This is a genomic window from Streptosporangium sp. NPDC004379, from assembly GCF_042873875.1.
Lineage (GTDB): Bacteria > Actinomycetota > Actinomycetes > Streptosporangiales > Streptosporangiaceae > Streptosporangium.
The window spans coordinates 88788-102127 of record NZ_JBIAMC010000022.1 but is presented as its reverse complement, the minus strand read 5'-3'; the positions used below and the strand labels follow the sequence as shown (position 1 = coordinate 102127).

The 13340-nt window shown below is 73.1% G+C and carries 9 protein-coding genes; 4 read left to right on the top strand and 5 right to left on the bottom strand.

Annotated elements, in window-relative coordinates:
* Positions 1 to 49 precede the first annotated feature (49 nt).
* A complete protein-coding gene (locus ACFYSC_RS33375) occupies positions 50 to 697 on the bottom strand; it encodes a response regulator transcription factor (protein WP_362934062.1) in 648 nt (215 codons plus the stop codon).
* Positions 688 to 1935 carry a sensor histidine kinase gene (locus tag ACFYSC_RS33370; RefSeq protein ID WP_389969547.1) on the bottom strand — a complete coding sequence of 416 codons (1248 nt, stop codon included), beginning with the start codon at positions 1933 to 1935 and terminating at the stop codon, positions 688 to 690. Before ACFYSC_RS33370 ends, ACFYSC_RS33375 begins: the two co-directional genes overlap by 10 nt.
* Before the next feature lie 196 nt (positions 1936 to 2131).
* Here ACFYSC_RS33370 and ACFYSC_RS33365 point away from each other — a divergent pair, with 196 nt between their 5' ends.
* The 3 genes from ACFYSC_RS33365 (at position 2132) to ACFYSC_RS33355 (ending at position 6771) form a co-directional block, all read left to right on the top strand.
* Positions 2132 to 3559 carry an acyltransferase gene (locus tag ACFYSC_RS33365; protein WP_389969586.1) on the top strand — a complete coding sequence of 476 codons (1428 nt, stop codon included), beginning with the start codon at positions 2132 to 2134 and terminating at the stop codon, positions 3557 to 3559.
* Between the two features lie 96 nt (positions 3560 to 3655).
* Positions 3656 to 6151: a DEAD/DEAH box helicase gene (locus ACFYSC_RS33360; RefSeq protein WP_389969545.1), complete on the top strand. Its 2496-nt coding sequence runs from the start codon at positions 3656 to 3658 to the stop codon at positions 6149 to 6151.
* 104 nt (positions 6152 to 6255) lie between these two features.
* The gene (locus ACFYSC_RS33355; RefSeq protein ID WP_362934049.1) at positions 6256 to 6771 is read left to right on the top strand and encodes a DUF2087 domain-containing protein; all 516 of its coding nucleotides are present in this window, start codon (positions 6256 to 6258) and stop codon (positions 6769 to 6771) included.
* A 52-nt stretch (positions 6772 to 6823) separates the two neighbouring features.
* Here ACFYSC_RS33355 and ACFYSC_RS33350 read toward each other — a convergent pair whose 3' ends face one another.
* Positions 6824 to 7888, bottom strand: a complete 1065-nt coding sequence (locus ACFYSC_RS33350; RefSeq protein ID WP_389969543.1) for a helix-turn-helix transcriptional regulator — start codon at positions 7886 to 7888, stop codon at positions 6824 to 6826.
* Positions 7889 to 7950: 62 nt separating this feature from the next.
* Between ACFYSC_RS33350 and ACFYSC_RS33345 the strand changes: the two genes are divergently transcribed.
* Positions 7951 to 10206: an ATP-binding cassette domain-containing protein gene (locus tag ACFYSC_RS33345; RefSeq protein WP_389969541.1), complete on the top strand. Its 2256-nt coding sequence runs from the start codon at positions 7951 to 7953 to the stop codon at positions 10204 to 10206.
* Positions 10207 to 10305: 99 nt separating this feature from the next.
* Here the strand turns inward: ACFYSC_RS33345 and ACFYSC_RS33340 are convergent, their stop codons facing one another.
* Both ACFYSC_RS33340 and ACFYSC_RS33335 read right to left on the bottom strand, forming a co-directional pair.
* Positions 10306 to 11283 carry a TAXI family TRAP transporter solute-binding subunit gene (locus tag ACFYSC_RS33340; RefSeq protein ID WP_389969539.1) on the bottom strand — a complete coding sequence of 326 codons (978 nt, stop codon included), beginning with the start codon at positions 11281 to 11283 and terminating at the stop codon, positions 10306 to 10308.
* Positions 11280 to 13217 carry a TRAP transporter permease gene (locus tag ACFYSC_RS33335; RefSeq protein ID WP_389969537.1) on the bottom strand — a complete coding sequence of 646 codons (1938 nt, stop codon included), beginning with the start codon at positions 13215 to 13217 and terminating at the stop codon, positions 11280 to 11282. The genes ACFYSC_RS33340 and ACFYSC_RS33335 overlap by 4 nt, the downstream gene beginning before the upstream one ends.
* Positions 13218 to 13340 lie beyond the last annotated feature (123 nt).

Genomic DNA, 13340 nt, shown 5'->3' with positions numbered 1-13340 from the left:
TGAGGCGGAACCACGTCGGGCCGCCAGGACCGGAGCCCCGGCCGCGGCGTCAGGAACGCAGGTAGGCCAGCACCGCCAGGACGCGGCGGTGCTGGTCGCCGTCCTCGGCGTACAGGCCGAGCTTGGCGAAGATGTTGCGGATGTGCTTCTCCACCGCCCCCTCGCTGATCACGAGGTGCCGTCCGATGGCGGGGTTGGATCTCCCCTCCGCCATCAGGGACAGCACCTCGCGCTCGCGGGGGGTGAGGGAGCCGAGCGGGTCGTCGCGGCGGCGCCGCACCATCAGCTGGGACACCACCTGCGGGTCGAAGACCGTCCCGCCGGACGCCACCGCGCGCAGGCCGCCCATGAAGTCGTCCACGTCCACGACGCGGTCCTTGAGCAGGTATCCCACCGCTCCCCTGGCGTCGGCGAGCAGGTCGTCGGCGTAGGACACCTCGACGTACTGCGACAGGATCAGCACCGGCGCGCCGGGCACCCGGCGGCGGGCCTCGACCGCCGCCCGCAGTCCCTCGTCGGTGAAGCCGGGCGGCATCCGGACGTCCACCACCGAGACGTCCGGCCGGTGCTCCACGACGGCCCGCACGAGGGCGTCGCCGTCCCCCACCGCGGCGACGACCTCGCAGCCGAACTCCTCCAGCAGCCGGATCAGGCCCTCCCTGATGAGCACCGCGTCATCGGCCACCACTACCCGCACGGAACCTCCGCCACGATCACCGTCGGCCCGCCCACCGGTGAGTCCACCGTCAGTTCCCCGTCCACCGCCCTCAGGCGGTCGGCGAGGCCGGACAGGCCGTGCCCCTTGGCGACGTGTGCGCCGCCCACCCCATCATCCCCGATCGTGAGCATCAGGACGCCGCCGGTCCGCGCCAGCGTGACCGAGCACACCGTGGCGTGGCTGTGCTTGGCGGCGTTGGCAAGGGACTCGGCGACCACGAAGTAGACGGTGTTCTCGATGGCGGCGGCGAAGCGCCCGGTCACCTGGACGTCCAGCTCGACGGGGATCGTGCAGCGGCCGGCCAGCGCCGCCAGCGCCGGGGCCAGGCCCCGGTCGGTGAGGATCGGCGGCGCGATGCCGCGCGACAGGGCGCGCAGCTCGTCGAGGGTCTCGCGGGTGGAGGTGATGGCCTGGCCGAGCATCTGCTCGACCGCCTGGGGGTCGCGCCTGAGCTGGCGCTGTGCCCGGGACAGGTCCATGGCCAGGGAGACCAGGCGCTGCTGCGGCCCGTCGTGGATGTCGCGCTCCAGCCGCCGCAGCGCGTTGGCCTCCGCCGACACCGCCGCGGCCCGCCCCTCGGCCAGGTCGTCGATGCGCTCGTGCAGTTCGGCGACGCTGACCAGCATCGCCCGGCCCAGCCCGGCCCGGACCAGCGCGCAGCCGCGCAGGACGAGCGGCAGGGTGAGGGCGAACAGCACGCCGATGCCGGTGTTGAACGCCACCTCCAGCCAGATGGCGTCGCCCAGCCCGAGCAGGTAGGGCAGTCCCTCGTTGCCCGGGATGGCGGCGATGACCCACCCGTAGATCGGATAGGTCAGGCCGAGGATGGTCCCGGCCCACCAGGTCACCGTGAAGACGAAGGTCACGATCGCGATGGGGAAGGACACGATGCCGTAGAGCAGGTCCAGCCATGACTGCCCGCTGGTCAGCGGGTTGACGATCCGGCGGAGCCGCCCGGCGCCCTCCGGGGCGGGCCGGTAGCGGGGCCGGGCCAGCGGGCGGCCGAGCACCTCCGGCAGCATCCTCCGCTCGGTGTCGGCCAGCCCGCGCGCCGCCAGCAGCGTCGTGGCGAGGATCGGCACGCCGATCCACACCACCGCGGTGCCCACCCCCGCGGCGAAGCCCGCGACCATGAGGGAGAAGAAGACGATCGAAATGGGGAAGCCGGCGAGCAGGTAGCGGGTGTCGGCGCCGGCCCGGCGCAGGAGCGGTCTCATACGGCCAACGGTAGGTGCGGGGGGCATGGCCGATCGAGCCGGTGTGCAGGTGTACGGGGGTGGGGCCTGCCCTACCCCCGGCGCGGAGGCGGCCCGCACCCGAAGACTGCTGCGGGCGTCACTGCGCCGGGCGGGGGCCGCGCGGGAGGGTCGGGACATCCCCTTTTCGAGGAATCGAGGCCCTCCCTTGACCGCCGTGATCCCCCTCCTCGCGGGCCGTACGGCGCCGCGGACCGCCCCGGCGACGGCACCCGCGGCCGCGCCGGTGACCGCGCCGGCCGGTCGTCCCGCACCCGGTCCGGTGCCGCCCCGGCGCACGGCGTCCGGGCCGCCGCCCGGTCGCCCCGCGCCCGGCGCGGAGCCCGGCCGCGACCTGTTCGTCGACGTGCTGCGCCTGCTCGGCATGGCGCTGGTGGTGCTGCAGCACTGGAGCATGCCGGTGCTGTCCTTCGGCGACGGCAGGATCACCACCGGCAACGCGCTCGCGTCCGGGAACATGTGGCTGGTCACCTGGGTCAGCCAGGTCATGCCGCTGATCTTCTTCGCCGGGGGCGCGGCCGGTGCGATCTCCTTCGGCCGCGCGGCGCGGCGCGGTCTTCCGGCCCCCGCCTGGGTCGCCGCCCGGCTGCGCCGCCTGGTCCTGCCGGTGGTGCCGCTGGCCGCGGTCTGGCTGCCGCTGCCCCACCTGCTGCTCGCGATGGGCCTGCCGGAGCAGCCGGTGCTGACGGCCGCGCGGCTGGCCGGGCAGCTGCTGTGGTTCCTGGCGGTGTACGTGGCCGTGGTGGCGCTGACCCCGCTGCTGGTCAGGCTGGACGCGGCGTACGGGCTCCGGGTGCCCGCGGCGATGGCGGCGGGGGCCGTCGTGGTGGACCTCGTGCGCTTCGCCGGCGGCCTGGAGGCGGCCGGGTACCTCAACATCGCGTTCGTCTGGCCCGCGATCCACCAGCTCGGCCTGCGGTACGCCGCGGGCCGCCCGCGCCGCCCCTGGCTGATCGCCCTGGCCGGGTACGGCGCGGCCGCGGTGCTGGTGGCCGCCGGCCCCTACCCCGGCAGCATGATCGGGATGCCGGGCGCGGCCGTCTCCAACATGGCGCCGCCCACCCTCGCGCTGCTGGCGGTGGGCGCCGGGCAGGTCGGCCTGACCCTGGCCCTGCGTCCCTGCGCGATGGCGTTCGCCCGCCTCCCCGCGGTGTCCAGGGTGCTCGCCTGGACCGGCCCGCGGATGATGACGGTCTACCTGTGGCACATGAGCGCCCTGTGCGTCGTCACGGCGATGGTCGTGGTGGGCCTGGGGATCTCCACCCCGGAGCCGGGCGGCCCGGCCTGGCTGGCGGGCTGGCCCCACTGGCTGCTGCTGCTCGTCCTGGCGCTGTGGCCGCTGCTGCGCGCCTTCTCCCGGTTCGAGACGCCACGGCCGGCCACGCCGTACACCGGGGGGACGGTCCGGATCGCGGTGGCGGCGGGGCTGGCCACCGCGGGCCTGCTCCTGTTCACCGCGTTCGGCTTCGTGCCGGGACCGGCGCCGCTGGCCGGCGCGGGGCTGCTGCTCTCGGCGCTGCTGCTCGGCCGTACGGCCGCGCCCGCCCGGCGGAACGCGGCGCCCGCCCCCGGGACCCGGCGGTGATCCGCGGGGCCCGTACGGCCGGCGTTCCCGCCGAAACGTGACCCGATCCGCCCCCCACTGGTCCGACCACCGCCGGTTCTTCGGCAGTATTGAACCGTGAGCCTTGTAGATCGCCTGCCAGAAGAGATCGACGCCGACCCCGACACCATCTTCGACGCGTTCGTCGCGTGGAACTCCGAGCGGGGGCTCACCCTCTATCCCGCCCAGGAGGAGGCGCTGATCGAGGTCGTCTCCGGGAACAACCTGATCCTGGCCACGCCCACCGGGTCGGGCAAGAGCCTGGTGGCGGCCGGCGCCCACTTCACCGCCCTCACCCGGGACGTGCGCACCTTCTACACCGCGCCGATCAAGGCGCTGGTGTCGGAGAAGTTCTTCGACCTGTGCGCGGTGTTCGGCACCGAGAACGTCGGCATGATGACCGGCGACGCGAGCGTCAACCCGGGCGCGCCGATCATCTGCTGCACCGCGGAGATCCTCGCCAACGTCGCGCTGCGCGACGGCGCGGCGGCCGACATCGGCCAGGTCGTGATGGACGAGTTCCACTTCTACGCCGAGCCCGACCGGGGCTGGGCCTGGCAGGTGCCGCTGCTGGAGCTGCCGCACGTGCAGTTCATCCTGATGTCGGCGACGCTGGGCGACGTCAGCATGTTCGAGGAGGACCTCACCCGGCGCACCGGCAGGCCCACCGCGGTCGTCAAGAACGCCGAGCGGCCGGTCCCGCTGGTGTACTCCTACCGCCTCACCCCCCTGCACGAGACGCTGGAGGAGATGCTCGCGACCGGCCAGGCCCCGGTCTACGTCGTCCACTTCACCCAGGCCTCGGCCATGGAGCGGGCGCAGGCGCTGATGAGCATCAACATGTGCTCCAAGGCCGAGAAAGAGGCCATCGCCGCGCTGATCGGCAACTTCCGCTTCACCACCCGCTTCGGCCGCGCCCTGTCCCGCCTGGTACGGCACGGCATCGGCGTCCACCACGCCGGGATGCTGCCGAAGTACCGCCGGCTGGTGGAGCGGCTCGCCCAGGCGGGCATGCTGAAGGTCATCTGCGGCACCGACACCCTCGGCGTCGGCGTCAACGTGCCGATCAGGACCGTGCTGTTCACCGCGCTGAGCAAGTACGACGGCACGAAGGTGCGCCGGCTGCGCGCCCGGGAGTTCCACCAGATCGCCGGGCGGGCCGGCCGGGCGGGCTTCGACACGATCGGCTACGTCGTCTGCCAGGCCCCCGAGCACGTCATCGAGAACGAGAAGGCGCTGGCCAAGATCGGCGACGACCCGAAGAGGCGGCGCGGCTACGCCCGCAAGAAGCCGCCGGAGGGCTTCGTCGGCTGGAGCGAGGAGACGTTCGAGAAGCTCCAGCAGGCCGAGCCGGAGCCGCTCGGCTCCCGTTTCAAGGTCACCAACGCGATGCTGCTCGCGGTGATCAACCGCCCCGGCGACTGCTTCGCGGCGATGAAGCACCTGCTCACCGACAACCACGAGGACCGCAGGTGGCAGCGGCGGCACATCAGCCAGGCCATCGCGATCTACCGGTCGCTGCTGGCCGGCGGCGTGGTCGAGCAGTTCGCCGAGCCCGACGAGCAGGGCCGCCGGGCGCGTCTGACCGTCGACCTGCAGGAGGACTTCGCGCTGAACCAGGCGCTGTCCACCTTCGCGCTGGCCGCCCTCGACCTGCTGGACCTCGAGTCGCCGACCTACGCGCTGGAGGCGGTCTCGGTCATCGAGTCCATCCTCGACGACCCCCGCCAGATCCTGTCGGCGCAGCTCAACAAGGCCCGCGGCGAGGCCGTGGCGCAGATGAAGGCCGACGGCATCGAGTACGAGGAGCGGATGGAGCTGCTCGCCGAGATCACCCACCCGATGCCGCTGGCCGACGAGCTGCTGGGCGCCTACGAGACCTACCGCCGGGGCCACCCCTGGGTCGGCGACTACACGGTCAGCCCGAAGAGCGTCGTGCGCGACATGTACGAGCGGGCGATGACCTTCTCCGACTACGTGCAGTTCTACGACCTGTCCCGCTCCGAGGGCACGATCCTGCGCTACCTCGCCGACGCCTACCGCACGCTGTCACGGACCATCCCCGAGCACCTCAAGACCGAGGACCTCGTCGACCTCATCGAGTGGCTGGGCGAGCTGGTCCGCCAGGTCGACTCCAGCCTGATCGACGAGTGGGAGAAGCTGGCCAACCCCACCACCGAGGAGGGCGCGGAGCAGGAGATCGAGACGAAGCCGCGGCCGGTCACCGCCAACCCGCGTGCGTTCCGGGTGCTGGTCCGCAACGCGATGTTCCGCCTGGTCGAGCTGGTCGCCCTGGAGAAGGAGGAGGAGCTGGCCGAGCTCGCCCCCGACGTCGACTGGCCGGCCGCCCTCGACGCCTACTACGACGACCACGAGGAGGTCGGCACCGGCCCCGACGCCCGCGGCCCGGCGCTGCTGCGCATCGAGGAGGAGAAGGAGCTGTGGCGGGTCCGCCAGGTCATCGCCGACCCGGCGGGCGACGGTGACTGGGGCATCGACGCCCAGGTGGACCTCGCCGCCTCCGACGAGGAGGGCCGCGCCGTCGTCCACGTCACCGGCCTCAACCGGCTCTGACCCGGCCCTGACCGTCTCCGGCGGCCGGTCCCGGTCCTCCGCGTGGGTCCTCCGGCCGTTCCGGGGCGGCCGGAAACACCCGGCGGGGCCGAGAGAATAGGGGCATGAGTGACGACGCGATCAGGCAGGTGCTGGGCCTGCTCTACCAGGAGGACACGCTGCGGACGCTGGCGGCGCTGACGCTGAACGGCGAACCCGAGGATTCGGGACTCGGCAAGGAGGCGTTACGCCGGGCGCTGGACCGGCTGGAACGCGGGGGCCTGGCCGTACGGGACGACGACGGCCGGTGGACGGTGCGCAGGGAGCGGTTCCGCGAGCTGCTGCACACCACGGCCAGGCCCGCCGAGCCGTCCTCCCCCGAGGAGAAGGTGCTGCGGTCGTTCCTGGTGGACGGGCGGCTGCGGGCGATCCCCACCAAGCGCGACAAGCAGATCATCGTGCTCGACTACATCGCCCAGGTCTTCGAGCCGGGGGTCCGCTACCCGGAGAAGGAGGTGGACGTCGCGCTGCGCGCCTTCCACGACGACTTCGCGGCGCTGCGCCGCTACCTGGTCGACGAGGGGATGCTGGGCAGGGAGAACAACGTCTACTGGCGCACCGGCGGCTCGGTCGAGCCCTGAGCGGCGTCCGGCGGCTCCGCCGTACGGCCGGCCGGTCCCCGCACCCGGCCGGTCACGCCTCCTCCGCGGAGGCTCGCACCCCGGCCGGGTCCTGCGGGGGCGTCCCCGCCTCCGCAGGACCCGGCCCGCAGGGCCCGTCCCCGCCGGACCCGTCCCCGCCGGACCCCGCGGGGACGCGCAGCCGGTCGGCCAGCCGCCGCATCCGGCCGATGAGCTCGGGCGGCTCGTGAACGGTGAAGTCCAGGTCCAGCAGGCCGATGACCAGGGCCAGCCACTCCAGTGAGTCGCCCCCGGTGCGCAGCAGGCAGCTGTGCTCGTCGATCGCCTCCAGCCGTACGTGCTCGGAGGGCCACATCCGCTCGGCGGCGACGGCCAGGGGCGCGTACAGGGTGACCACCGCCCGGTGGCGGCTGATCGGCGCGACGACGGAACGCTCGACGTAACCCTCGGGCGGCTCCCGCGGGGTGAAGCGGACGCCGACCGCCCGCGCGCCGCTCATCCGGTCCACCCGGAAGGTCCGCCAGTCCTCCCGCCCGGCGTCCCAGGCGACGAGGTACCAGCGCCGCCCGGTGGACACCAGCCGGTACGGCTCGGCCAGGCGGGCGCTCTCGGCGCCGTCGCGGCCCCGGTAGCCGAAGCGCAGGCGCTCGCGGTCCCGGGCGGCCTGCGCCAGGACGGCGAGGGTCTCGGCGTCGACGGTCGGCCAGGGACGGGGCAGCGCGCCGGGCAGCGCCACGGTCTGGGTGTGCAGGGCGGCGACCCGGCGGCGCAGCCGGGAGGGCAGCACCTGCTCCAGCTTGGCCAGGGCGCGGGCCGAGGTCTCCTCGATCCCGGCCACCGTACCGGCCGCCGCGGTCCGCAGGCCCACCGCGATGGCCACCGCCTCCTCGTCGTCGAGCAGCAGCGGCGGCATCGCGGTCCCGGCCTCCAGCCGATACCCCCCGGCGGGGCCGCTGACGGAGCGGACCGGATACCCCAGCTCCCGCAGCCGGTCCACGTCGCGGCGCAGCGTGCGCGGGCTGACCCCGAGCCGCCCGGCGAGCTCGGCCCCGGGCCACTCCCGGTGCGCCTGGAGCAGTGACAGCAGCCGGAGCGTCCGTCCCGTGGTGTCGCTCATGCCTCCACGATCCCACCGATCGCGGCCGGAATCTGACCGCGACCCCTCGTAGCGTCGTCCGCATGAGTCACATCGAGATCACCGGCGCCCGGCAGAACAACCTGCGGAACGTCTCCCTGAAGATCCCGAAGCAGCGGATCACGGTCTTCACCGGCGTCTCGGGGTCGGGCAAGTCGTCTCTCGTGTTCGGCACGATCGCCGCGGAGTCGCAGCGGCAGCTCAACGAGACCTTCCCCGCGTTCGTCCGCAACCGCCTGCCGAAGTACGGCAGGCCGGACGCCGACCACATCGAGGGCCTGTCGGCCGCCGTCGTCATCGGCCAGCAGCGCATCGGCGGCAGCTCCCGCTCCACCGTCGGAACGGTCACCGACATCCACCCCCTGCTGCGCCTGCTGTACTCCCGGATCGGCACGCCGCCCGCGGGCTACTCCAACGCGTTCTCCTTCAACGACCCGGCCGGGATGTGCCCGGAGTGCGAGGGCGTCGGCCGGAAGGTGGCGCTGGACCTCGACCGGGCGCTGGACCGGACGAGGTCCCTCAACGAGGGCGCGATCCTCCTGCCGGGCTTCGGAGTCGGCACGTGGTACTGGAAGACCTACACCGCCTCCGGCCTGTTCGACAACGACAGGCCGCTGACCGGCTACACCCCCGAGGAGTGGGACCGGTTCCTGTACGGCGGCGGGACGACGGTCTCCATGGAGATGCGGAGCGGCACGGCCCCGCAGAGGTTCGAGGGACTGGTCGTCAAGTTCGACCGCCTCTACGTCAACCGGGACGGGGAGCAGACCTCCAGGCGGGAGGAGGTGATGGCGTTCACCTCCTCCCGGCCGTGCCCGGCGTGCCGGGGCGCCCGGCTCAACCCGGCGGCGCTGGCCTGCCGGATCGACGGCCGCAACATCGCCGAGCTGTCCGCGATGGAGGTCCGCCACCTCGCCGGGGTCATCGAGAGGATCGACGGCCCCGTCGCGGCGGCGGTGGTCCCGCCCCTTCTGGACCGGCTGCGGCACATGGCCGGCATCGGTCTGGGCTACCTCACCCTGGACCGGCCCACCGCGACCCTCTCCGGCGGGGAGTCGCAGCGGATCAAGATGGTCAAGCACCTCGGAAGCAGCCTCACCGACATGACGTACGTCTTCGACGAGCCCACCATCGGGCTGCACCCGCGCGACGTGGCGAACATGAGCGCGTTGCTGCGCGCGCTGCGGGACAAGGGCAACACCGTCCTCGTCGTGGAGCACGACCGCGACGTCATCGAGATCGCCGACCACGTGGTGGACGTCGGCCCGCGCGCGGGGACGCACGGCGGCGAGATCGTCTACGAGGGCGGCGTCACGGGCCTGCGCGAGGCGGACACCGTCACCGGACGGCACCTGCGCCGCGTCCGGCCGCTCAAGGAGAGGTTCCGCGCGCCGACCGGCGAGCTGACCGTCACCGGCGCGAACGTGAACAACCTGAGGGACGTCACCGTCTCCTTCCCCGCCGGGGTGCTCACCGTCGTCACCGGCGTCGCCGGGTCCGGCAAGAGCAGCCTGGTCAACGAGGCGTTCCTGACCGCGCACCCGAAGGCGGTGGTCGTCGACCAGTCCGCGGTCGGCACGTCGGTCCGCTCCACCCCGGCCACCTACACCGGTCTGATGACCGAGATCCGCAGGCTGTTCGCCGCCGCGAACGGGGTGAGCCCGGCGCTGTTCAGCTTCAACTCCGAAGGCGCCTGCCCGGCGTGCCGGGGCCTCGGCGTCGTCCACGTCGACCTGGCGTTCATGGACGGCGTCACGTCGGTGTGCGAGACCTGCCACGGGCGGCGCTTCCAGGAGGAGGTGCTGCGGCACACCCTGCGCGGCAGGTCGATCTCGGACGTGCTGGAGATGACGGTGAGCGAGGCCGCGGGGTTCCTCACCGAGCCGAAGCCGCGGCGGGTGCTGCGCTCGGTCGAGGAGGTCGGGCTGGGCCACCTCACGCTCGGCCGGCCGCTCAGCACCCTGTCCGGCGGCGAGTGCCAGCGGATCAAACTCGCCGGGGAACTCAGCAGGAGCGGCGGTGTCTACGTGATGGACGAGCCCACCACCGGCCTGCACATGGCGGACGTGGACCGGCTGATCGGAATCGTCGACGGGCTGGTGGACGCGGGCAACACGGTCATCGTCATCGAGCACGACCTCGACGTGGTCAAGAGCGCCGACTGGGTCGTCGACCTCGGGCCCGGCGGCGGCGACCAGGGCGGCGCCGTCGTGTTCGAGGGCACGCCCCGGGCGCTGCTGGAGGCGACCGGCTCCGTCACCGCGGAGGAGCTGCGCCGCGACCTGGCCCGATCGCGCTGACGCGCCGCCGCCCGCGGGTGCGGGCCGTACACCGGACCGGCCGGCCCGCCGTACCGCGAGCCGCCCGCCGTGGGTACGGCCCGCCGTACCGTGGGCCGGTCAGCCGTAGTACTTCTTCGCGCCGTCGTGCAGCGGCACGGGGTCGGTCTTCGGGGCGTTCTCCCGGGTGATGGCCTTGGCGGCCGGGTGGACCCTCTCCAGGTCGGCCTTGTGGTCGAACAGCAGCCTGGCCAGGTCTCCCGCCAGCTTGGCGTCCATCTTCTCGTTCACCACGAGGAGGTTCGGCACGACGATCGTGGACACGTCGGCCGGGGTGGCATAGACGTCCTTGGCGATGGTGCCCGCGGCGTAGACCGGGCCGTGCTCGGCCCGCATCGGCTCCAGCACGGAGTCCAGCGGGACGAAGACGACCTCGCCCTTCATACTGGTCAGCAGGTCGGTGATGCCGGGGGTGGGCAGCCCGCCGGACCAGACCAGGGCGTCGAGGGTGCCGTCCTTGATGCCCTGCACGCTCTCGGGCAGGCCCAGCGACTGGCGGGTGACGTCCGCCTCGGGATCGAGGCCCGCCGCCTTGAGCATGCGCAACGCGATGACCTCGGTGCCGGAGTTGGGCGATCCGGTGGAGACCCGCTTGCCCTTGAGGTCGGCGACGGACTTCACCCCGGAGTCGGTGGTGGCCACGACCTGCGTGTAGTTGTCGTACAGGCGGGCGAGCGCGCGGATCGGCTGGGGGGAGGTGAACGCCCCCTTACCCGCCACCGCGTCGGCGGCCGAGTCGGCGAGACTGAAGGCGATGTCGGAGTCGCCCTTGACCACCCGCTGGATGTTCTCCACCGAGGCGCCGGTCGCCTCGGCCGTCGCCTGGTAGCCGGGGAGGTTCTTGCCGATCTGGTCGGCCAGTCCGCCACCCAGGACGTAGTAGACGCCGGTGGTGTTGCCGGTGGCGATCGACAGCCGCCCGCCCTGGGCGGCGGTCCCGCCCGTCCCCCGCTCGGCCGACCGGTCGCCGCCGCAGCCGCCGAGCGTCAGCGCCAGCGTCCCGGCGGCCAGCACGGCCGCCACCCGTCTGAATGTCATGATCGTCTCTCCCGTGCTCGTGTGACGAGATGCAGTGCGATGGCGAGAGCGAGGACGCCCGCCCCGGCCAGGGCCGGGAGAGGCGACAGGAACAGCAGCAGGACCGCGGCCACCCCGCACAGCGCCCGTTCGACCGGCCCGGCTGGACCGGCCAGCCAGCCGCCGGTGGCGGCGGCCAGCGCGGCCACGGCGAGCGCCGAGACCGCCGCGGCGGCCAGGATCTCCCCTGCTTCGCCCTGGGCGAGCAGCGCCGAACCCGCCGGGGTCAGCACGAACGCGAACGGCACCAGGAACGCCGGAAGCGTGTACTTCCAGGTGGCCAGCATGGTCCGGTGCGCGTTGCCGCCGGTGATCGCCGAGGCCGCGAAGGCCGACAGCGCCGTGGGCGGGCTGACCTCCGACAGCACCGCGTAGTAGAAGATGAACATGTACGCCTCGGCCGGGGTGACCCCGAGGCCGGTCAGCGCGGGCCCGATGATCACCGCCGCGATGACGAACGACGCGGTCACCGGCACGGCCAGACCCAGGATCAGCACCGCCAGCGCGCACAGCAGCGCGGTGAGGAGGAGCTGCCCGCCGGAGGCGCCGACGATCAGCGAGCCGGCCTTGAGGCCCAGCCCGGTCAGGGTGACGACGGCGACGATCAGCCCGGCCGCGGCGCAGGTGGCCGCGACCGGCAGCACCCCCGTGGTGCCCGCGGCCAGCGCGTCGGCCGCCCGGCGCGGGGTCAGCCGGTGCTCGCGGTCCAGGAACGACAGCGCGAACGCCAGCAGGGTGGCGTAGACGACGGCGCGGAACGGCGACTGGCCCAGCGCCATCAGCACGACGATCACGAACAGCGAGCTGAAGTGGTAGCCGAAGCGGCGCAGCAGCGGCCACAGCCGGGGCGCGTCCACCTCGACCGTCCGCGTGCCGTACCTGCGGGCGTCGATCTCGATGGCCAGGAAGATGCCGAGGTAGTACAGGAGCGTGGGGATCGTCGCGTAGACCAGCACGGTCAGGTAGCTCACCCGCAGGTACTCGGCGATGATGAACGCCGCCGCGCCCAGCGTGGGCGGCGACAGGATCGCGCCGATGCCCGCCGCGGCGAGCACACCCCCGCCCTGCTCCGGCGGGTAGCCCGCCCGGCGCAGAATAGGCCAGGCGACGCTGCCCACGCTCACCGTCGTCGCGACGCCCGAGCCGCTGACCGTGCCGAGCAGGAACCCGGCGAGGGTGACCGTACGGCCCGGCGCCGAGCGGGAGCGGCGGAAGGCGGCCAGGGAGACGTCCACGAAGAACCTTCCCGCGCCGGAGTGGTCGAGGACGGCCCCGTAGATCGTGAACAGGATGATGTAGGTGGCCGCCACGTCCAGCGGCACGCCGTACACGCCGTCGGTGCCCATCACGGAGGCGACGATGATCCGGTCGATGTCGTAGCCGCGGTGCCCGACGACCCAGTCGATCGGCAGGTAGCCGCCGTAGTAGGCGTAGGCCAGGAAGAGCAGGCAGACGACCGGCAGGATCCAGCCGACGGTGCGCCGGCACGCCTCCAGCACCAGCAGCACGACGACCGCGCCCACCGCCACGTCGAGGCTCGTGGGGTCGGCGGCCCGCCGGATGAACCCGTCGAACACGACCAGCGGGTAGAGGCAGGCGGCGAGCGACAGCGCGGCGAGCGTCCAGTCGGCGATCCCCGGGCGGGCCCCGCCGCGCCGCCCCGGCCGGTAGCAGACGAAGGTCAGCGGCAGCGCGACCGCGAGGAAGAGCATCCGGTACGGCAGGACCTGCCCGGGACGGAACACCTGGTACAGCGCGTAGAGCGACAGGCAGAGCGCGACGACCGTGACGGCCGCGGCCAATCGGCCGGTCAGGCGCCGGGCGGGCCGCTCGGCGTCGAATTCGGCGATCAGGTCGTCGGTCGTGCCGGTCCCCGTGGGCGTGGTCTCCGTCAAACGCCGTCTCCAGCCGTGAGCCGCCGGGTCACTGACAGTGGATACCCGGGGAGCCGACGGCGGCCAGTCAAGGGAAGATCACATTATGATCACTTCCTCCGTCCGCGGCACGGCGAGGACCTT

What these genes read in the sequence shown, in the direction of transcription:
- ACFYSC_RS33370 (WP_389969547.1), bottom strand. Translation starts at nt 1,935, where the DNA reads ATGAGACCGCTCCTGCGCCGGGCCGGCGCCGACACCCGCTACCTGCTC.
- ACFYSC_RS33355 (WP_362934049.1), top strand. Translation starts at nt 6,256, where the DNA reads ATGAGTGACGACGCGATCAGGCAGGTGCTGGGCCTGCTCTACCAGGAG.
- ACFYSC_RS33350 (WP_389969543.1), bottom strand. Translation starts at nt 7,888, where the DNA reads ATGAGCGACACCACGGGACGGACGCTCCGGCTGCTGTCACTGCTCCAG.
- ACFYSC_RS33345 (WP_389969541.1), top strand. Translation starts at nt 7,951, where the DNA reads ATGAGTCACATCGAGATCACCGGCGCCCGGCAGAACAACCTGCGGAAC.
- ACFYSC_RS33340 (WP_389969539.1), bottom strand. Translation starts at nt 11,283, where the DNA reads ATGACATTCAGACGGGTGGCGGCCGTGCTGGCCGCCGGGACGCTGGCG.